At 54.4% G+C, this 20,118-nt stretch carries 17 protein-coding genes, 1 tRNA gene and 1 pseudogene; 12 read left to right on the forward strand and 7 right to left on the reverse strand.

Annotated elements, in window-relative coordinates; genetic code table 11:
- Positions 1-819: a 2,3,4,5-tetrahydropyridine-2,6-dicarboxylate N-succinyltransferase gene (dapD, locus tag WFM49_RS05735; RefSeq protein ID WP_336972237.1), complete on the reverse strand. Its 819-nt coding sequence runs from the start codon at positions 817-819 to the stop codon at positions 1-3.
- A gap of 864 nt (positions 820-1,683) precedes the next feature.
- Between dapD and WFM49_RS05740 the strand changes: the two genes are divergently transcribed.
- Positions 1,684-2,589: a hypothetical protein gene (locus WFM49_RS05740; RefSeq protein WP_045931588.1), complete on the forward strand. Its 906-nt coding sequence runs from the start codon at positions 1,684-1,686 to the stop codon at positions 2,587-2,589.
- Positions 2,590-2,710: 121 nt separating this feature from the next.
- Here WFM49_RS05740 and WFM49_RS05745 read toward each other — a convergent pair whose 3' ends face one another.
- Positions 2,711-3,478 carry an AraC family transcriptional regulator gene (locus WFM49_RS05745; RefSeq protein WP_336972239.1) on the reverse strand — a complete coding sequence of 256 codons (768 nt, stop codon included), beginning with the start codon at positions 3,476-3,478 and terminating at the stop codon, positions 2,711-2,713.
- 106 nt (positions 3,479-3,584) lie between these two features.
- Here WFM49_RS05745 and WFM49_RS05750 point away from each other — a divergent pair, with 106 nt between their 5' ends.
- Both WFM49_RS05750 and WFM49_RS05755 read left to right on the forward strand, forming a co-directional pair.
- Positions 3,585-4,391, forward strand: coding sequence for a sulfite exporter TauE/SafE family protein (locus WFM49_RS05750; protein WP_250757059.1), 807 nt, complete (start codon positions 3,585-3,587; stop codon positions 4,389-4,391).
- Between the two features lie 153 nt (positions 4,392-4,544).
- Positions 4,545-6,332, forward strand: a pseudogene (locus WFM49_RS05755) (SLC13 family permease); the annotation flags it as partial.
- A 96-nt stretch (positions 6,333-6,428) separates the two neighbouring features.
- On the opposite strand, the gene WFM49_RS05760 reads toward WFM49_RS05755, so the two are convergent.
- Positions 6,429-6,806 (reverse strand): DUF202 domain-containing protein, encoded by a 378-nt coding sequence (locus WFM49_RS05760; RefSeq protein ID WP_240378722.1) that lies wholly within the window; start codon positions 6,804-6,806, stop codon positions 6,429-6,431.
- Between the two features lie 311 nt (positions 6,807-7,117).
- On the opposite strand from WFM49_RS05760, the gene WFM49_RS05765 reads away from it, so the two are divergent.
- Complete coding sequence (locus WFM49_RS05765; protein ID WP_336972242.1) at positions 7,118-7,516, forward strand: DUF1090 domain-containing protein; 399 nt, start codon at positions 7,118-7,120, stop codon at positions 7,514-7,516.
- 185 nt (positions 7,517-7,701) lie between these two features.
- Complete coding sequence (locus WFM49_RS05770; protein WP_082453580.1) at positions 7,702-8,625, forward strand: DNA/RNA non-specific endonuclease; 924 nt, start codon at positions 7,702-7,704, stop codon at positions 8,623-8,625.
- 34 nt (positions 8,626-8,659) lie between these two features.
- On the opposite strand, the gene WFM49_RS05775 is transcribed toward WFM49_RS05770, so the two are convergent.
- Complete coding sequence (locus tag WFM49_RS05775; protein WP_268380414.1) at positions 8,660-9,085, reverse strand: hypothetical protein; 426 nt, start codon at positions 9,083-9,085, stop codon at positions 8,660-8,662.
- Positions 9,086-9,216: 131 nt separating this feature from the next.
- Here WFM49_RS05775 and WFM49_RS05780 point away from each other — a divergent pair, with 131 nt between their 5' ends.
- The 3 genes from WFM49_RS05780 (at position 9,217) to WFM49_RS05790 (ending at position 11,387) form a co-directional block, all read left to right on the forward strand.
- Complete coding sequence (locus WFM49_RS05780) at positions 9,217-9,459, forward strand: hypothetical protein (protein ID WP_009455761.1); 243 nt, start codon at positions 9,217-9,219, stop codon at positions 9,457-9,459.
- Between the two features lie 104 nt (positions 9,460-9,563).
- Positions 9,564-10,472, forward strand: a complete 909-nt coding sequence (locus WFM49_RS05785) for an arsenic resistance protein (protein ID WP_442893026.1) — start codon at positions 9,564-9,566, stop codon at positions 10,470-10,472.
- Between the two features lie 378 nt (positions 10,473-10,850).
- Positions 10,851-11,387: an AmiS/UreI family transporter gene (locus WFM49_RS05790; RefSeq protein ID WP_026482851.1), complete on the forward strand. Its 537-nt coding sequence runs from the start codon at positions 10,851-10,853 to the stop codon at positions 11,385-11,387.
- Between the two features lie 162 nt (positions 11,388-11,549).
- Here the strand turns inward: WFM49_RS05790 and soxR are convergent, their stop codons facing one another.
- Positions 11,550-12,038 carry a redox-sensitive transcriptional activator SoxR gene (gene soxR / locus WFM49_RS05795; RefSeq protein ID WP_009455765.1) on the reverse strand — a complete coding sequence of 163 codons (489 nt, stop codon included), beginning with the start codon at positions 12,036-12,038 and terminating at the stop codon, positions 11,550-11,552.
- A gap of 113 nt (positions 12,039-12,151) precedes the next feature.
- Here soxR and WFM49_RS05800 point away from each other — a divergent pair, with 113 nt between their 5' ends.
- Positions 12,152-13,585: an MFS transporter gene (locus WFM49_RS05800; RefSeq protein ID WP_336972246.1), complete on the forward strand. Its 1,434-nt coding sequence runs from the start codon at positions 12,152-12,154 to the stop codon at positions 13,583-13,585.
- A 1,456-nt stretch (positions 13,586-15,041) separates the two neighbouring features.
- Here the strand turns inward: WFM49_RS05800 and WFM49_RS05805 are convergent.
- A tRNA-Leu gene (locus WFM49_RS05805) sits at positions 15,042-15,126 on the reverse strand.
- A 123-nt stretch (positions 15,127-15,249) separates the two neighbouring features.
- Positions 15,250-16,461, reverse strand: coding sequence for a CaiB/BaiF CoA transferase family protein (locus WFM49_RS05810; protein ID WP_336972248.1), 1,212 nt, complete (start codon positions 16,459-16,461; stop codon positions 15,250-15,252).
- 173 nt (positions 16,462-16,634) lie between these two features.
- On the opposite strand from WFM49_RS05810, the gene tig reads away from it, so the two are divergent.
- From tig to clpX, 3 genes are all read left to right on the forward strand, one after another.
- Positions 16,635-17,945 (forward strand): trigger factor, encoded by a 1,311-nt coding sequence (gene tig, locus WFM49_RS05815; RefSeq protein ID WP_009459092.1) that lies wholly within the window; start codon positions 16,635-16,637, stop codon positions 17,943-17,945.
- Positions 17,945-18,598 (forward strand): ATP-dependent Clp endopeptidase proteolytic subunit ClpP, encoded by a 654-nt coding sequence (gene clpP / locus WFM49_RS05820; protein ID WP_021446711.1) that lies wholly within the window; start codon positions 17,945-17,947, stop codon positions 18,596-18,598. The genes tig and clpP overlap by 1 nt, the downstream gene beginning before the upstream one ends.
- A 100-nt stretch (positions 18,599-18,698) precedes the next feature.
- Entirely contained in the window at positions 18,699-20,000 is a 1,302-nt protein-coding gene (clpX, locus tag WFM49_RS05825; RefSeq protein WP_009459099.1) for an ATP-dependent Clp protease ATP-binding subunit ClpX, read from the forward strand.
- Positions 20,001-20,118 lie beyond the last annotated feature (118 nt).

The raw sequence follows: 20,118 nt of genomic DNA on the forward strand, positions 1-20,118 counted from the left end.
TCAGGCGCGAAGTAAATCATTAATACTGGTCTTGGCGCGGGTACGGGCATCCACACGCTTGACGATGATGGCGCAGGCCAGGCTGTAGAGCCCATCGGCTGAAGGCAGGGAACCAGGGACCACTACCGAACCGGCAGGGACACGGCCCTGGTAAATCTTGCCTGTTTCGCGCTCGTAAATTTTGGTGCTTTGCGACAGGAAGACGCCCATGGCCAGCACCGAGTTCTCTTCTACGATGACCCCTTCCACCACTTCGGAACGGGCACCGATGAAACAGTTGTCCTCAATGATAGTGGGGTTGGCCTGCAGAGGCTCCAATACCCCGCCAATACCGACGCCACCCGACAGGTGAACATGCTTGCCGATCTGGGCGCAGGAACCAACGGTGGCCCAGGTATCCACCATGGTGCCTTCACCGACATAAGCGCCGATGTTCACAAACGAGGGCATCAGCACGACATCGGGGGCTACATAGGCGCCTTGGCGTACCACAGCACCGGGAACGGCGCGAAAGCCTGCCTGGGCAAACGCAGCCTGGTCGTGCTGCTCGAATTTCAGAGGCACCTTGTCATAGAAGGGAGCGGGCTCGCTGGCCATGACGCGGTTTTCGTTGATCCTGAAGGACAGAAGAATCGCTTTCTTGACCCAGTCGTTGACCTGCCACTGTCCGTCGATTTTCTCCGCCACACGCAGGGAACCGTAATCCAGCTTTTCGATCACGGTATGGATGGCCGTGCGCAGTTCAATGCTGTGTTCTTTGGGGGAGAGGGAAGCTCGTTGTTCCCACGCCGATTCGATCAGACTTTGGAGGTCGCTCATAGGCTAGGCTCTGTGAATGCAGGCCGTCATTGGCAGTACCGGGATACAGAAGGCGCATGATGCGCGGTTTACCACCGCAGCGGCCGAGCTTGAATGGAGGCAACAGGATAACCGAGTCTGCCCTATCCATGCACGGTTTTATGGCTTTCTTTGTCGCTTTTGAGGGCAGATGAATACGTATAGGTGCGGGTAGCAGGGGCCGGCTTGCCGTTTTGGGCTGAGCCCGCCGAGGGAGCTTGCAGGAATTTGGTGACCGGGAGCCTGTGTTGGCCTCATTTACTTTATTTCTAACACTGTTTTTCTGAATTCTTGTTTTTTGATAATTAATTTTTGCTTCTGCTTGTTTTTCTTATCGCAGCTATTTTGTTTATTTATTGTTGAGCTTGTTTAACTGAATCGCCTGCGTAAACAAGTATTTCAAAATAATAAAAAATAATCGTGGAACGCCATGCGAATTGTGTGAAGAGTTCTTGGTTTTAGTTGCTGGAAGGGCTAGTGCCGCCTGATGTTTCAGCTTGCATGGTTCTACTCTTACTCTGTAGGGCTCGTGAAAAAAGGCTTTTAACCGTTTTCCATATAGGGTTATTTCCGGGTTTGTCCGGAGCAGGGTCTGGTCTGAGGCCGTGAGTAATGATTCGGTTGCGCTTTTTACATTTTATAAAATTCATCCTATTTTTATCTGCCTAGAATGATTGCGAGGTTTTGCTTATTAACCACATTTGGCTCTTGTTTCTTCATTCAAACGGAGGGGTTATGAGATCGATTCTTTTATGGCTCTTGGGTGTCCCTATTCCTATCATTATTTTGCTGGCCTTGTTTTGGCACTAAGGTATTTGCGATCACAATCTTGAATAAGGAATCATCATGGCTACGACGCAATTTGGTTCGGATGCAGGTTTGGGTACGCAGGCCGTCGCGGAATCGTCGCATTCCGCTGTGTCTTGGGGCGCAGTCATCGGGGGCGCGGTTATTGCCGCTGCCTTGACGGTGACCTTGCTGGTAGGCGGGACAGGCCTGGGTTTCATGGCGATCTCTCCCTGGGGCAATGAAGGGGCCTCGGGCACCACCATGGCTATCGGCACGATTGTCTGGCTGTTTGTCACACAGATCATCGCTTACGGCATTGCAGGTTATGTCACCGGGCGTCTGCGTACAAACTGGACCGGTGTGCATGGCGACGAAGTTCATTTCCGCGATACGGCACATGGTTTTCTGGTGTGGGCTGTCAGTGCGGTTGTCAGTGTGTTCTTGCTGGGCTCGGGCGTCGCCTCCCTGGTGTCGGGTACGGCACAGGCCGGGGCGAATCTGGCTGGGGCAGGCGTTGGCGCCGCGTCGGCGGTTGTGGGGCAGGCTGGCAAAGATCAAGCCCAGGGTCCAGGTTTGGGCTACTTCACCGATACCTTGCTGCGTCCGGCCGATCCAGCCAACGCACCTGCACAGGCTGGCAACCCTGAGCGTGAAGTCAGCCGCATTCTGGCGCGCAGCCTGAAAGAAGGCGAGGTGTCCCAGCAGGATCAGGATTACTTGCTGCGCCTGGTGGCCAACCGTACCGGTCTGACTCCGGAGCAGGCCAAGGAACGTCTGGACTCCGTACAGAAGCAAGCCAAGGAAACAGCCGAGAAGCTGGAACAACAAGCACGTGAAGCGGCAGACACCGCTCGCAAGGCAGCCGCTGCTTTCGCGCTGTGGGCATTTGCATCCTTGCTGGTCGGTGCTTTTGTAGCCAGCCTGGCGGCCACGATTGGCGGACGGGCGCGTATTACGCGTTAAGCCCCATTTGTGACGCCCAGTCACTTATAAGTTGAGGCGGGCAGTGCCAGGCCCCCGGATGTCAGAGCTCCGGGGGCCTTTTTGTATCCGCTTTAATCAAACTGCAGTCTTGCCCGATGCTTCAGGGAATACGAATAAAGCTGCTGGGAGCCTGTCCTAAACGGCGACGGAACATGGTGGAAAAGGCACTGGAGCTGTCATAGCCCAGGTCCATCGCAATCTGTGTGACTGACTGACCGGCAGACAGCTTGGTCAAAGCGGACAGCAGACAGGCTTGTTGACGCCATTCACTAAAACTCATGCCGGTTTGTTGCCGGAACAGGCGCGTAAAACTGCGCAGGCTTTTATTGATTTGCCCGGCCCACTGTTCTGGCGTGCTTTGAATATTGGGCTGACTTAAAAAGTCTTTGCAGAGCTGGGCCAGGGATGGGTCTTGAGGGATGGGGGCAAAGAGCGGCATGGTTTGCGCCAAACCGACTTCATGCAGAAGCAGTTGAGCCAAGGCGCCGTCGCGGCCATCTTCCTCGTACAGAGCGGGCAAGGCCAGGGAGGCCAGCAACAAGTGATGCAGCAAGGGCGTAATGACCAGCACTTCGCAGTGTGTGCTGCTGCGAGGTGCTGCTTCCGGCTCTATATATAAGCTTCGGGTGCTGGCGCTTTGCATGCGTACGCGATGGCGTTTGCCAGCTGGAATCCACACGCCGCTATAGGGCGGAATCACCCAGGCGCCATCGTCGGTTTCGACTTCCATCAGCCCGGTCATGGCATAGAGCATTTGCGCCCGTCGGTGCACATGAAAGTCCAGCAGCGTGCCCGGCGCGTAGTCCGTGCCAATCGCCAGCAAGGGGCGAGGGGTGGCATCTACGCTATCCAGTCGTACATTGTGCATAAGCAAGCCTCTGGCCGAAACGAAAGTATTGTTGACCGGTTTTAGCATGCCAGCCAAAGCAGGGCGACCTATTCTTGGGTTTTGTCATCTGTGTTGATGGGCGGCTATGTATTTTCTATTGCTGTTTTTTGGTTTGCTGGCTGGCGTGACCACCGTGCTGTTTGGCTTCGGTGGCGGTTTTGTGGTGGTTCCCGTGCTGTATTCGGTGCTGATTGGCATGTATGGCGTGGACAGTCAGATGGGGCAGGCGGCCATGCATATTGCGGTGGCCACTTCCACCTGCGTCATGATTTTTGGTGCTGGCCTGTCTACCTGGCGCCACCACAAGGCGGGCACTGTGCCTTGGGGGCAAGTGCGTCCTTTGCTCCTGTTCATCGCCTTGGGGGCGATTCCCGGTGCGGCAGCAGCCATGGCCTTGAGCGGGTCCTGGGTACGTTGGGTTTTTGTGGCGTATCTGGGCCTGACGATTCTGGATAGCCTGTTTCGTTCCGGCTTCACCCAAGAGTCCAGCAATACCATGCGCCCTTTAAGCAAGGCCAGTAGTGCTGGGGCCGGGGTAATTATTGGTGCGATTGCCGCCTTTTTGGGTGTCGGTGGTAGCGTGATCACTGTCCCCTTGATGCGTCGACGCGGTGCCAGCATGACCGCTGCCACGGCCGCAGCCAACCCCTTGTCCTTGCCGATGGCGGTGGTGGGGAGCCTGACCTACGCCATGCTGGCCTGGAATGCCGATTCCTTGGGGGCCTGGCATGCAGGTTATATCGACTTGCGCGCATGCCTGGTGCTGGTGATTGGCTCCTGGCTGGGGATTCGCTTCACCTCGCGCTGGATCGGCAAGATCCCGGACAGCATTCATGCCAAAGCCTATATCGCCTTGTTGGGGCTGGTGTTTTTGGTGATGCTGCTGGTTTAAGCGTTGCAGGGGTGGCCTTGCGCCACCGATCCTTCCAAGCTTGAAGGCTTCACTTTTCCTGTTTTGAAAACTTGTGTTTTTTGTTGAGTGCGGCGAAATGCAGTGCTTGCTGTGCTGCATTTTTCCCTATACTGAGCAGCACAGCACAAACAGGAGTGGGGCAACATGACAACAGAGATTGCAGTGGTCTTGGGTCTGGCTTTAATCGCGATTGTCTTGTTTGCTACAGAAAAACTCCGAATAGATGCTATCGCCTTGCTGGTGCTCAGCACCTTGGCGGTTCTGGGTTTGGTGACTCCCGAGCAGGCCGTGGGTGGTTTCAGCAATCCGGCCACGGTTACCGTCGCGGCCATGTTTGTGCTGGCTGCCGGGCTGCAAAATAGCGGGGCGCTGTCCGGGATTGGGGATTTGCTGAGCAAGGCACGCTCCCCTGTGCAGTTTCTGCTGCTGTTGTTTCTGGTTCTGGCGGTGATTGCTCCTTTCGTGAACAACACGGCGGTGGTAGCGGTATTCATTCCCATCGTCATGGCCGCCTGCGCACGGATAGGCATGTCGGCTTCCAAAGCGCTTATCCCCTTGTCCTATGTCTCACAAATGGCCGGGGTCTGTACCTTGGTCGGGACCTCTACCAACCTGCTGGTCAATGCCATTGCCCGCGATCTGGGCCATCCCGGTTTCACCATGTTCGAGTTCACCGCCTTGGGGGTGATCTGTATGGCTGTGGGGTGTCTTTATTTGCTGACGATAGGGCGCTGGTTACTGCCCGATGCCCGTGGCGGCGAGTTGGTCGAGCAATATGAGCTGGGAAAATACATTACCGAGCTGCGGGTGATGCCCGATTCTTCCCTGATTGGCCAATCGGTGGGCGATGCCAAGCTGGGCGAGCAATACGGGGTGTTTGTGCTGGAGCTGTTGCGCGGCGATACCAAAGTGTGGGGCCCGCGAGAGCAGAAGATCGAGCAGGACGATGTGCTGTTGGCGCGCGGAGACTGGACCAAGCTGGATGAACTGCGCAAAGAAGCGGGTCTGGAAGTAGACCCCCAGTTCAAGCTGGAACAACAGTCTTTTGAGCAGGTCGATCAGGTCCTGACCGAGGTCATGATTGCGCCGCGTTCGCGTATCAGTGGTCGTACTTTGGGCAGTTTGGGAGCAGGCTGGCACAAGAACGCCACCGTGCTGGGCATTCATCGCCGTGGTCAGGTCTTGCGTGAGCAATTGCGTGCAGTGCGTTTGCAAGTGGGCGATATCTTGTTGATATTGACTCCGGCCGCAGAGGCGGCCGATTTGCGGGCTGACAGCAATATTATCGTGCTGTCCGAGCGCGAGGCTGAAAAGGAAATGGGCTGGCGTGCGCCGTTTGCACTGGTCACCATGGCCCTGGTGATTTTGGTGCCTGCCTTGGGCTGGGTGCCTATCAGCATCACCTCCTTGTTCGGTGCCGTGGCCATGACACTGGCCGGTTGTTTGAAAGCAGATGATGTGTACGACGCCATAGACTGGCGCATCATCATCTTGATGGCGGGCTTGCTGCCTTTGGGTATGGCCATGAGCGAGACCGGCGCGGCCCAGTTTCTGGTCGAAAATACCGTTGGTCTGGTGAAGTCCTTTGGGCCTTTGACCGTGTTGGCCGTGGTCTACCTGATGGCCCTGATGCTGACCGAATTCATGAGCAATGCCGCCGCTGCCGTCTTGCTGGCACCGATAGGAATGTCCACGGCGAAAATGATGGGCGTCGATCCCACTCCATTTCTGATCGCCGTTACCTTCGCGGCTTCCACCAGTTTTGCCACGCCTGTGGGCTATCAGACCAACACCATGGTTTATGGCGCAGGCGGCTATCGTTTTGTGGATTTCCTGAAAGTGGGTTTGCCCTTGAATCTGATTTTCTGGGTGTTGGGCGTGTTGTTGATCCCCGTTTTCTGGCCCTTCAATCCGGCTTGAAGCCGTTACTTGTACGGCAAGAATAAAGGAGACCCTGGTCATGGCCTCACCGGCCCCGCAGACCATCCGGATGATGCAAGGACGAGAGGAACCTGATTACAGGCTTGCGTCACCCGAGGGGCCGGATTGTTCCTTGGGACCTTTCCAGCGATAGCTCAGCAGCAGCACCCACAGGGTGGCCATGCCCAGTCCGTACAACATGGCTCCATAGGAAACGGAAATATCAATACCGCAGACCCGCGAGAAGCGGTCCGCGGTATCGCAGATATTCTTGATCGCCAGTACAAACAAGACGGTGTTGACGGCCATGGCCAGACAAGCGGACACCGCCCGTTCTGCCCAGATCAGACTGGCAACGGCCAGAATGGACAAGGGCATCAAGGAGTTGAGCACACTGGTATGCCAGGCTGAATACGCCTGGGAGGAGTTGAGCAAACTTTCGTTGACGTGCGCAAAGGGAAAGAGCCACAACACAATCAAAGCAGCGCACAGGAAAAAAATCAGTTTCCTGGTGGTGATGTTGAACACGATTAAAAGTAAAAGTTTGCTTTATGAGGATTTCGAGTGTAACTGAACTGTTTTATGCTTAAAGACAAGTTGTGTAAATTTCTCGACACAATTTGCGACAATTTTGTTACTTGAATATGTCATAAACAGAAGAATTTTCGAATCTAATCACGTTTTCGTGACAAATTGACGAAGTCTATTCCAATCGTCCACCTGAGGTAAATTGGAGTCTGGATTGTATGATGGCTATCTGGATGAACACTGCAGGAGTGACAAGGATGAAACGTTCCGTATGGTGCTTGAGTGCTGTATTAAGTGTGATGGCCTTGCCCGCCTGGGCTGATAACCCGGCTTGCCAGTATCGGGCTGCCGAAATTCAGAACCAGATCAACTATGCTCGCCAGCATGGCAATGTCCATCGAGAGCGTGGCCTGGAGCGCGCCTTGGCCAATGTGCAGATGCATTGCCGGGACGCGGATTTGCTGCGTGATGTACAGGAAGATATCCGCGAGCAGGCAGAGGATATCCAGGAGCGCCTGGATGAAATCGCCGAGAAACGGGCTGAAGGGCGACAAGACAAGGTGGAAAAGCTGGAGAAAAAACTGGAACGTGATCGTGCCAAATTGGAACAACTGCAAGATGAATTGAAAGAATTGCAGGCTCTGGGTGCTCAGTAAAAAGCGTCACCGCAAGTCCTGAGTCTTTTCCTGTTCTGGCGATTGATCGCGTTAAAAAAGCCGGAGTCAGAAATAAATACGTGCTCCCACTGGGGGCACGTTCTTTTGAATCTGAAAGGACTGCTTATAATCACAGGTGCAGTCGGCGCAATGATGTAAGCCGACCAAGCATAAACAAGAGTGGTATGAGCAGAAAAAGTACAGGTCGTAGCGTTAAAAAAACCAGTAGTAGAAAAAAGACAGGGCAGGCAAACCCGTCCCGATTTTTGAAGTCCGTCCTTGCCGCGGCCCTGACCAGTTTCGGGATTGCAACGGCCTGGCTTCATCCCCAAGGGCCGAACTGGCAAAGTCTGGAATCGTTTCTGGTGTCCTTGGGTTGGCCAGGTGCGACGCAGCAGGATAGTGTGCCTGTTCCGGCCTCGGTCGAGGGGTATGTTCAAACCTCTTTTGCACATTGCCCCCAGTTCTTTCCCGGCTCGCGACCTGTCGTGCCCATGGCTTACACGCAAAGAGAGTTGTGCTTCAGCTCTTTTGCGATTTTGCATAGCGGCCAAACCAAGACGCCGGTGTTTGTCGTCCAGCGTCTGAATCGTCAGCAGATTCAGTCCGCCAAAGGTTTGAAGCGCACGGATCGTTTTTATGCTGAAGGCCGTTTGCCGCAGGCAGAGCGAGCCGAGCTGAATGACTATCGAGGCTCGGGCTTTTCGCGCGGGCATATGGCTCCGGCAGGGGATATGGCTTCGGAGCAGAGCATGGCCCAGAGCTTTTCTCTGGCCAATATGGTGCCGCAAAATCAGGTCCACAACGCCGGCCCCTGGAACAAGATCGAAGCCGATACCCGTAAATATGTGGCGCGTGCCGCAGGCAATGTGTATGTGTTCACCGGACCTGTGTACGAGCGCAATGCGGCGACGATAGGTTCCAGCCAGGTTGCCGTTCCCAGTCATTTGTTCAAGCTGGTGTATGACGCCACCACAGGACGATCCTGGGTACATTGGCAGGCTAACCAGGCTTCCACTCGTGTTGGACCACCCATCAGCTACGAGGAGTTTGTAAGACGGACAGGCTTGCACTTGCTGCCTGACACCAGTCTGAAAAGATCGGGTTGAAGCAGGCACCTTGGCGTGTGGGCACTAGCCCGTTTTATTTATTGAGTATGGCGTGGACTTGATCTTCAGAAAAATACACGCTGTCCCCGACCTCGAAAACGTGGTAACTGATGTTCTGCTCGCTGACGACGCCCCTGAAATACGCCTTGGGGGTGGCTGGCAGTTGGGTGATACGAACACTGATGTAGCGCTCGCTGGTGTAAGAAACCAGCTGTACATGCATACCTTGCTTCAAATCCAGGGCGCCTGGGAAACGGTCCAGATCGTCATGGCTGACTACAACTCGAAATGCAGTGGGCCTGTGAATGACATAGGCTCCCTTCAGCTGGAGATGTAGAGTCAGGATCTGTTGTGCTTGTGTGCTGATTTGCGCGCCTGGATGTCGGACTTCCTGCTCCAGTTCGGGATTGGGCGTCAGATTCAAGATTTGGGCCAATAGCAAAAATTGTTCGTGAGTCATAAATTGCAAATTATCAGGAAAGGGAATCGACGGGCTTTGGAGGCTCAGGGTACAGTGTTCCTATTGTCCGCGATCGGTTCTGATTTCGATTCGCGGTAATTGCAATAAAGATTTTTTGTAGGGAAAACACAATGATGGTTCGACGTCTGATTCAAAGTTGCGCGGTGCTCGGTCTGGCCGCTTTGATGGCAGCTTGTTCCTCCGCGAAGCCCGGTGGTGGCCCCGTGTCAAAACTCTTTAATGAATGCACCTGGGACCGTGAGTCCTGCATGCACGAGGGCCGTTACGAAGCCGGAGAAAGCGAGTATGCCGAGCGTGAGGCTCGAGATTTGAACCGTCAGTCCGCCGCACGTTTGCGCCGTAGCGGTCTGTAAAAGGGAGTTCTCACGGCAGTGCCGGAGTTGTTCTGCCAAACGAGGTATTGGCCGTGATTCGTGATGTATTAGAGCGCCGGCAAACTGCTATTTATTGTGTGGCGATGTTGCTTGCCGCCTGGATGGCCAGTGTCTGGGTGATGCCAGCTAGTCTGGTCAACTGGATCAATCCAGCGCTGGCTTTCATGTTGTATGTCACCTTTGTGCAGGTGCCTATTGCCCAGTTAGGCAAAGCGCTGACCCAGCTGCGCTTTCTGGCCGTTTTGCTTCTGGCCAATTTTCTCCTGATACCTCTATTGGTCTTTGCGCTGGTGCCCTTGCTGCCAGACCAAACCATGTTGCGCCTGGGCGTGCTGTTGGTCTTGCTGGCTCCTTGCATTGATTACGTCGTGACCTTTGCTCAATTAGGTCGTGCCGACGCCCGCGCACTTCTAGCCGCTACGCCGGTACTGCTGCTTGTGCAAATGCTGCTCCTGCCCTTGTTTTTGAAATTGGCCTTGGGGGAACAGTTCGGTTTGTACATCAAAGCCGGGCCGTTTCTGAATGCTTTCTTTTACTTGATTCTGATTCCGCTGCTGCTGGCGGGGGCCACCCAGTATCTCGCGGGTAAAAGTCATAGCTGGGCGCAGATAAAAACGGGTTTGGGCTTGGCCCCCGTTCCAGCCACTGCTTTGGTCTTGTTCATCGTCGTGGCGGCTGTTCTGCGACAACTGGAGCCTGCACTGGATGTCTTGTGGCGAGTGTTGCCGGTGTATGCGCTGTTTGCCATTCTGGCTCCTGTCATCGGCTGGGCGCTGGCACGGCAAGCGCGGCTGGCCGTCCCGTTGCGACGTGCGGTGGCTTTCAGCAGTGCAACTCGCAATTCTTTGGTGGTGCTGCCCTTGGCTTTGGCGATTCCGGGGGCTTTGCCGTTGTTGCCAGCCATCATTTTGACGCAGACTCTGGTGGAACTGCTGGCACAGTTGGTCTATGTGCGTGTGCTGGCTCGCTGGGGCCAAAACGAACAGGCTTGAGCGAGTTCTTGAGCAGGCACGCTGTTTATTGTTTTGTCAGTTGCCAGACGTCATTTGTAGCGGCCTTGCCTAGGCTTCGATAATTTTTTAACTCATTGATTAAAAGGGACTTTGTTTGGTCCTGGGCTGAGTCTGCTTCCAAAATGGAGAAGGGGGCGTTTGTCTGCTAATGCCTGTGCAAACCGCTCGCTTTTCAGCAAGAATTTTCACTGGAAAACCGCCGCAAAATTGCGCGTTTTTTCTTATAGAGCTTATAAAAAAAATCACATGGCAATTGTGTAGCCAAGCTCTATGATCTGCTCCGCCTCAGCCTTGAGTGCAACATCATGTTGCGGGCATGTTCTGTGTCCGCCTTCTATTACTTAGGATATCTTCAAAATGCTAGTTGCCGCTTTTCTGGCGTTTGCAGGCCTGTGCCTGTTCGTTAATGGTGTTCGTCTCTTTTACTCTGAAGGCCATCATGCTGGCAGGCTGGTGGATGCCAAAGATGCTGCTATCGTCAACTTGTTCACGGCCGTACTGGGATTCATCTGCATGTCCCATATCTTGAACCCCGCCAATAGCACCGTGTACTCTCCCTTGTCGGCCATTTATCTGGGCCTGTTTGCCTTGACCTATTTTTGGGTAGGGGTGAACGCGTTTACAGGAAGTGATGGGCGTGCCTTGGGCTGGTATTCCCTGGTGGTCGCCTGCATCGCTGTTCCCGCCGCACTTACAAATTTGAGCGTAGCCGAGCGGATTTTTGACTACTGGCAAGTCCTGAGCTGGTTGTCCTGGGCAGTGCTCTGGTTCATGTTCTTCTTGCTGCTGGTGCTGAATAAACCCATTGCCCGCCTGACTGGGCTGGTGTCTGCCGTGCAAGGGGTGCTGACAGCCTTGCTTCCCGCGCTGCTGTATTTCTGGGGAGTGATCTAAGAGAGCAGGGCGTTTCTTGGAAAGTAAAAAAAGGCCTGGTGTGAAAACTGGGCCTTTTTGCTGCCTGATGCCTTCTGGCATAGTGAAGTAAGAGTCGGTTTTCGCTGATTTCCAACCCTGATGCGCTGCGTGTTCAGCCTGGATTTCACACAAGCTGCGCGATCAGATTTCCCCCGCTCTTTTCTTCCGCTTCTGATTGTGTCGTCCGGCATCAAGCAGCACAGCACCCGCGCCTGACAGGGATAACTGATCCCCCGGGTTTCTAAGTGGGCAGTCCGTCATGGACAAACACCCACAGCCTATACAGCCATCCAGCTCATCGCGTAGCTGTGTCAGGCTGAGAATCCGCTCATTCAACATATCCCGCCAGCTCGTGGACAAGGTGGCCCAGTCCTTCGCGTTCAGTGGCCGGCCAGTAGGTAATTCATCCAGGGCTGTTTTGATGGTAGCCAGTGGAATGCCGGCGCGCTGTGCAATTTTGATGACCGCAATTTTTCGTAGAACATTCCGGTGATAGCGGCGCTGGTTACCATCGCTACGCCAGCCATGAATGAGACCTTTGGTTTCGTAGTGATGCACGGTTGCAATGGTGACCCCGCTGCGGCGGGCGACTTCACCCACGGACAGAGGGATGCTGGTATCGATTCTCATGGCGTCTGGATCTCTTGACCTCATCTATACATGAGGTTTTATAAAAGACCACTCTTGCCTATGCAAGCTTTTCAAGCGGCAGGGCTACTTTTAAAAGAATGAGTCGAGATCTTATGAAGAATCAGCAAGCTTGCGCGCGTAGCGGGCATGGGGTACAGACCGGGTGGGGCGCTTTGTTGTCGGGGGCCAATGCCATGCGTGCCCTCGTCCTGGCCGGTGGGGTGGTATTGCATGCCGTCAATGTCTACATTGTGACCACCATTTTGCCCACGGTTGTGCGGGATATTGGTGGGCTGGATTTATATGCCTGGAATACGACCCTGTTTGTCGTGGCGTCTATTCTGGGTTCGGCTCTGTCACCCAAGTTGCTGGCCTTGACGGGTCCTAAAGGCAGCTATGCCGTCGCGGCCTTGATCTTTGCGGTGGGGGCGCTTGTTTGCGCGCTGGCGCCGAATATGTCCCTTTTGCTGTTCGGGCGCTTCGTCCAGGGGATTGGCGGTGGTTTTCTCTTTGCTCTGGCGTACGCCATGATTCGTCTGGTTTTTGCAGAGCCCTTGTGGCCTCGAGCCATGGCGTTGGTATCAGCCATGTGGGGCGTGGCAACGTTGGCCGGGCCGGCAGTCGGTGGCGTGTTTGCGCAGTGGGGAATGTGGCGTGCGGCTTTTGGATCGGTCGCCTTGATTGCCGTACTTTTTGCCGCTTTGGCATTAGTAGTCCTCCCCAAACGCGAGCAACATGCCGTGGCGGTGAGCAAGGTGGCTATTCCTGTGATTCAACTGCTGCTGTTGACGCTGGCGGTGTTGGCGATCTCTGCCGGTAGTACCTCGGCAGATGTACTGCAAAATGCGCTTGGCCTGGGCTTGGCGGGGGTGTTGGCCGTCGCTTTGCTGGTAGTGGAAAAACGTTCGTCTACCAAGTTGCTGCCATCGGGGGCGTTTCAGTTCAGATCTGCTATTGCCAAACTCTATGCCTTGATGTCCTTGTTAGTGCTGACGGTGACCAGTGGTGAAGTTTTTGCACCGCTTTTTCTGCAAGTCTTGCATCAACAGTCCCCGTTAGTAGCGGGGTACTTGACGGCGCTGATGGGGGCGGGCTGGACGGTAGGGGCAATTATCAGCTCGGGCCTGGGGGAAAAAGCCATTGCGCGGGCGATCATGGCGGGGCCTATCCTGGGACTGCTGGGTATGGTGGGGCTTGTTGTTTTACTGCCAGATACCAGTACGGGTTCCGTCCTGGCTCTGGCACCGATTTGTCTGGCTCTGGCCTTGATAGGCGTGGGAGTAGGGGTAGCTTGGCCCCATTTGCTGGTGCGGGTTTTCAAGGCAGTGCCAGCCCAAGAGCAGGAACTGGCGGGGGCATCGATTACAACCATTCAGCTCTTTGCAACGGCAAGCGGAGCAGCCTTGGCTGGAATGATTGCCAATGCGGGTGGACTTATTGATCCCGGTGGCGTGGAGGGAACGCGTCAAGCGGCATATTATTTATTTGGAATTTTTGCTGTGGCACCGCTGTTAGGGATAGGCGTGGCAAGGAACTGTCGGGCGTGAATGCTGTCTGATTAATTATGAGCCAGCTAATTTGTTCAGTGTTCCGCTAGGGTTAATACTAGAGCGTCCATTAATTAGCTCTTATTGATATAAGATTTGGTGCAATTGAGGCTTGGCTCTATATTTTTAATTTTCATGAAGGAGGTTGCCTTGTGAACAGTGCCCCCTTTACTAATCAGGTACCGAAACCCGATCCGCAGCCGAAGCCCATGCGTTGGCCTAGCGATTTTCCGGGTAAACACGATCGGCAGGAATAAGCTCCGAATTTAATCGGGAAGCCGCCTTCAAGGGCGGCTTTTTTGTGTCTGCGCTTCAAGGCTTTCTTTTGTGGGGCTCGGAAATGAGGAGGGGAATCTTTCGGGCTTGATAGTAGGGATATCAGGTGACGTGCCCGTTGCTCTTGCTGCTTCACTAAGCTGTTTGTTGTGGCTCAGCCATCTCTGTGCCGACTTTCTCTTTATGCAGGGCATGGTTTTTGGCTTGTCTGGCTGGCCGTGTTGAAGTCCTCCCCTGAGACTCCCTGACGACAAAATCCCTTCCTCTTGGGCCGGTTTCAAACCGGCTTTGACCTACGTCTATAGAACGATGTCTATACTCCCTTTCAGCTCACCAATGTAGTATAAGGTAACAAATGTTCTTCGGTTTATTGGCCTTTCAGGCAAATTTATGACCTCTTTATGCATAAAAAATGTAGTTATCGAGTAAAAAACAGGAATAAATGTTATTTATTGTCAAATGTGACTAGGTAATATAATTACTTGCGAATGATTGTCATTATTGGTTTTTTATAAAGGAAAGATGGGGATGAATCGCAATCCAAAGCCAAGCCCAAATCCGGCTCCCAGCCCAAGTCCTGATCCGGCTCCCAAGCCCGAGCCGCAACCCATGCGCTGGCCCAGTGACTTTCCTGGAAAGCACGATCGCTACAACTGATGTTTAAGTAGTGGTGTTCAGGAGAAAAGCACAGTGCCCAGCGGGGTTCTTGCGATTCTGCCCCCCGGCACGTGCTTTTTCTCAGTAGTCTCGAGGTCGATTTCAGTAAATACCGTTGGATTTATCAGATCTATATAGCGCAGCTTTGGTGGGCTGTTACCCGGAAATCACTTTGTTAGCGCGGACAAGCTTTAACTAAAGATTGTGAGAATGGGCTAGCTTCCGTACACAACAATACAAGACGTGCAGCGAGTTGATTGAGTGGCAATTACGGCCAAACAATTGCAAGGGAACCAAATCAATAGACGTACTTGCAGTCATGTGGATCGCTCACAGCATTGAACTGGATTCAATACCTAGGCAATGCCGGCTATTTTTTGTTTTTTGAGGAATTCGTGGGGCTTTTATGAAGCCTACGATGTTGAATGCTTGAAAACAGGCTATTAAAAGCAGTTAGATAGAGAAAGCTAAGCCGTTGATTTTGTTTAAAATTGATTTTTTTGAATCAACGGTTTTCATGCTCTGGTGCGAACGGAGAGACTCGAACTCTCACACCTCTCGGCGCCAGAACCTAAATCTGGTGCGTCTACCAATTCCGCCACGTTCGCAGCACGAAAGAAGTAGATTCTAGCTTGAATTTTCATCCTCGGCAAGTGCTTGCTCCGTATGAAAAACAAATAGATTAGGGGCCATCTTGTACTGGCCCCCAGGTGCTTTTGTACTGCTTTGTTTTACTTGCGTTTTGGGTTCTTGGCGATCAGGCCGCGTGCTTGCCAGTCGGCTTGTTGTTCGGCGCTGATCCCCAGATTATCCAGGATTTCCTGGGTGTCCTGACCCAGGTGCGGAGCAGGGCGGTAGATGGCGCCAGGGGTGTGGCTCAGCTTGGGAACGATGCCCGGTACTTTAAGTGGTGTGCCGTCTGGCAGACTGCTGTCCAGCAGCATGTCACGGGCCTGATAGTGGGGGTCCGCCGCGATATCGGCAATGTCATAAACCCGCCCTGCGGGAACGCCAGCCTGGTCCAGAATTTCCAGTACCTTGTCCAGTTCCAGAGCGCTGGCCCAGTGGCCAATGGCGGCATCGATCACGCCTGCATTTCGGGCGCGACCATCATTGTGCGCGTAGTCGGGATTGTCAGCCATATCAGCGCGCCCAATGGCGTTCATCAAGCGCTTGAAAATGCTGTCGCCATTGCCGGCGATCAAGGCGTACTTGCCATCCTTGCAGACGTAGGCATTGCTGGGCGTAATGCCGGGCAGGCTGCTGCCGGCAGGCTCCCGAATGGCACCGAAGGCGGAGTATTCGGGCAGCAGGCTTTCCATCATGTTGAACACGGATTCATACAGGGCCACGTCAATATATTGACCTTCGCCCTTGTTCTGTTCACGCTGGCGCAGGGCCATCATGATGCCGATGACACCATGCAAGGCTGCCAGAGAGTCTCCAATGGACACACCAACCCGTACTGGCGGGCGTCCGGCTTCACCGCTAAGGTGGCGCAAGCCGCCCATGGCCTCGCCAATCACGCCGAAACCGGGCTTGTCCTTGTAAGGACCGGTCTGGCCGTAGCCTGATACGCGCAGCATGATCAGGCCGGGGTTGATGGCTTTCAGATCTTCCCAGCCCAGCCCCCATTCTTCCAGGGCGCCGGGGCGGAAGTTCTCGATCAGAATGTCACATTCTTTTACCAGTGCGCGCACCACGTCCTGACACTCCGCCTGTCGCAGGTCCAGGGCCAGAGACTTCTTGTTACGGGATTGCACCTCCCACCAGACCGAGTTACCGTCATGCAGCAAACGCCATTTACGCAAGGGGTCACCGCCTTTGGGGGATTCGATCTTGATGACGTCCGCGCCAAATTCGCCCAGGATCTTGGCGGCAAAGGGGCCGGCGATCAATTGGCCCAGTTCCAGGACCCGGATGCCGCCTAAAGGGGTGTTCATGTGCATATCAGTCTTGCGTAGGGAAGGTAAAGTAAGGGATCATAGTCCGGCACGGCTGTATTGTCTTGACAGGAAATTATGATTCAAAATACGTTTGTTTGGATTTACCGTGCCAGTTTCCGGTAAAATGCCGGATTACTCTTATCAATTACTCAATTTAATATAGGTCTTCAATGCAGCCCGAGGTTGAAATTCTGTCCGGCTTGGAGCGCCGAGTCGATGTGGTCGTTTCGGTGGCCGACGTAGAAAAACAAGTCCAGGCCCAGCTCAAGCGTGTGGCTCGTACGGCCAAGGTACAGGGCTTCCGTCCCGGTAAAGCGCCTTTGTCCGTTGTCGAGCGCAGCCACGGCCCTGGTATCCGTTACGACGCCATCAACGAAGAAATCGGCAAAGCCCTGGACAAAGTGATCCAGGACTCCAAATTGCGCGTAGCCGGCACTCCTAATCTGGAAGCCAAAGAAGGCGAGCCTGCTGAAGGCACCATGGCCTTTACCGCAACTTTCGAAGTTTACCCAGAAGTGGCTCTGCCTGATCTGTCCAAACTGGAAATCAAGCGTGCCAACACGCCTGTGACCGACGAAGACATCCAGCGCACCGTAGACGTGCTGCGCAAGCAACGCGCCAACTACGAATCCAGCGCTGATCGCCAAGCTCAGGAAGATGACCGCATCACTCTGGACTTTGTGGGCACCATTGACGGCGTCGCCTTTGAAGGCGGTAGCGCTGAAGGTTTCCAGTACCTGCAAGGTCGTGGCCGCATGCTGCCCGAGTTCGAGACTGCCGTTGCCGGCATGAAAGCAGGCGAAACCAAAACCTTCCCTTTGGAATTCCCTGCCGACTACACCGGCAAGGAAGTGGCTGGCAAAACTGCCGAATTCAAGATCACCGTGACAGACGTGGCCCAGCCTGTTCTGCCCGAGCTGGATGCTGAGTTTGCCAAGTCCCTGGGTCAGGCTGAAGGTGATGTGGACGCTTTGCTGGCCGACATTCGTGCCAACATCGAACGCGAAATCAAGGCTCGTGTGCACGCCCGTAACAAATCCGCTGTGATGGACGCCTTGCTGTCTGCCAGCGAATTTGACGTGCCTAACGCTCTGGTGGACAACGACGTGGAAGGTCGCATCGCTTCGGCTCGCGCCGAACTGAAAGAGCGCGGCGTGCCTGACGCAGACAAGATGCCTATCCCTGCCGAGGCCTTCAAGGAAGAATCCACTCGCCGCGTGCGTCTGGGTCTGCTGGTCTCCGAACTGGTCAAGGCTGCTGAACTGCAAGCCAAGCCCGAACAGGTTCGTGCCCGCATCGAAGAATTTGCCCAGAACTACGAACAGCCCGCCCAAGTGGTGGCCTACTACTTGTCCGATCGCCAGCGTCGCGCCGAGATTGAGGCAGTGGTACTCGAAGATAACGTCGTCGAGCACGTACTGTCCCAGGCCAAGGTGTCCGACGAGGAGGTGGCGTTCGACCAAATCATGGGAACCAACTAATGTCGTCAACCTTTGTCGACTTCTACGCCTCAATGCATGGGGGGCAATCCGTTGCCCCTACGGGTTTGGGCTACGTGCCTATCGTGATCGAGCAGTCCGGTCGTGGAGAGCGGTCTTACGACATCTACTCCCGCCTGCTGCGCGAGCGCATCATCTTTCTGGTGGGCCCGGTTCATGACAACTCGGCCAACCTGATTGTGGCCCAGCTGCTGTTTCTGGAGTCGGAAAATCCTGAAAAGGATATTTCGCTCTACATCAACTCGCCCGGTGGTTCGGTCTATGCAGGCCTGGCCATCTACGACACGATGCAGTTCGTCAAGCCGGAAGTCTCGACATTGTGTACCGGCATGGCTGCCAGCATGGGCGCTTTCTTGCTGTCTTCGGGCGTCAAGGGCAAGCGTCTTGCCTTGCCTAACTCGCGCATCATGATTCATCAGCCTTCGGGCGGTGCGCGAGGCCAGGCTTCCGATATCCAGATTCAGGCCAAGGAGATCCTGAGCCTGCGTGAACGCTTGAACAAGATCCTGGCCGAAAACTGCGGCCAGCCTGTCGAGCGTATCGAGCTGGATACCGAGCGTGACAACTTCATGGCAGCTGAAGACGCTGTGGCCTATGGCCTGATCGACAAGGTGATGAACACTCGTGACGAGTAATCATCTGTCCCGCCAGGGATCGATCTGACGCAGTACTATGGCTGTTCGGGGGCGGGACTTGTTCCCGTCCTTTTACCATCCTGAAGTGAAATTTAAATTTATGTCCGAAAAGAAATCGGCCGACGAGAAAGTTCTGCATTGCTCGTTTTGCAATAAAAGCCAGCATGAGGTCAAGAAACTGATCGCTGGACCTTCGTCCGTGTTCATCTGCGACGAATGTATTGATCTGTGTACCGATATCATTCGTGACGAAGCTGCGGGCGCCACTCCTGATGGTGAACGTAAAGAATTGCCCACCCCCCAGGAAATCAAAGAGTTTCTGGATGGGTATGTCATTGGCCAGGAAATGCCCAAGCGCACCTTGGCCGTAGCGGTGTACAACCACTACAAGCGAATTCGTAGCGGCAAGGCAGGCCGTGACGATGTGGAACTGTCCAAAAGTAATATTTTGCTGATCGGGCCTACGGGTTCGGGCAAAACGCTGCTGGCCCAAACATTGGCCCGCATGCTGGATGTGCCTTTTGTGATGGCAGACGCCACCACACTGACCGAAGCCGGTTACGTGGGTGAGGACGTCGAGAACATTGTTCAAAAACTGCTGCAAAACTGCGATTACGATGTGGAAAAAGCGCAGCGCGCCATTATCTACATCGATGAAATCGATAAAATTTCCCGCAAGTCGGATAACCCTTCGATCACCCGCGACGTGTCGGGCGAGGGCGTGCAACAGGCGCTGCTCAAGCTGATCGAAGGTACAGTCGCTTCGGTTCCTCCGCAAGGTGGTCGCAAGCACCCGAACCAGGACTTTGTGCAGGTGGATACCACCAGCATTCTGTTCATCGTGGGCGGTGCTTTTGATGGCCTTGAAAAGGTGATTCGCGACCGTACAGAAAAATCCGGTATCGGTTTTTCTGCTTCTGTGAAAGCCAAGTCCGAACGAGGCGTAGGCGAGCTATTCTCTGAGGCCGAGCCCGAGGATCTGATCAAGTTTGGTCTGATTCCCGAGCTGGTGGGGCGTTTGCCTGTGGTCGCCACTCTGGAAGAGCTGCACGAAGACGCACTGATCCGCATTTTGACCGAGCCGCGCAATGCCTTGGTCAAGCAGTTCCAGAAGCTGCTGAGCATGGAAGGCGTAGAGCTGGAAGTTCAGCCCGAAGCCCTGCGTGCGGTGGCCCAGCGTGCCATCAAGCGTCGTACCGGCGCTCGCGGCCTGCGCAGTATTGTCGAGCAAGCGCTGCTGGACACCATGTACGAACTGCCTTCGCGTAAAGACGTCAGCAAAGTGGTGCTGACCGAGGACGCCATTGTCGGAAAGAGTAAACCCGAATTGATTTTGGGTCGTCCTTTGTCCGATAGTGAAGCCAGTGACACTGAGTCGCCCTTGAAAAACGCAGTAGCTTAGAGATATCTCCTCGTTTGTGCACTGTCTGGCTTTGGTCGGACAGGCGCAGGCGGGACAGGGCGACAGGCGAAGGTAAAGAGAAAGGAGTGGACCTATGAAGACCACTAGGCATAAGGGC

The organism is Alcaligenes sp. PF14 (genome assembly GCF_037150615.1).
Lineage (GTDB): Bacteria > Pseudomonadota > Gammaproteobacteria > Burkholderiales > Burkholderiaceae_B > Alcaligenes > Alcaligenes phenolicus.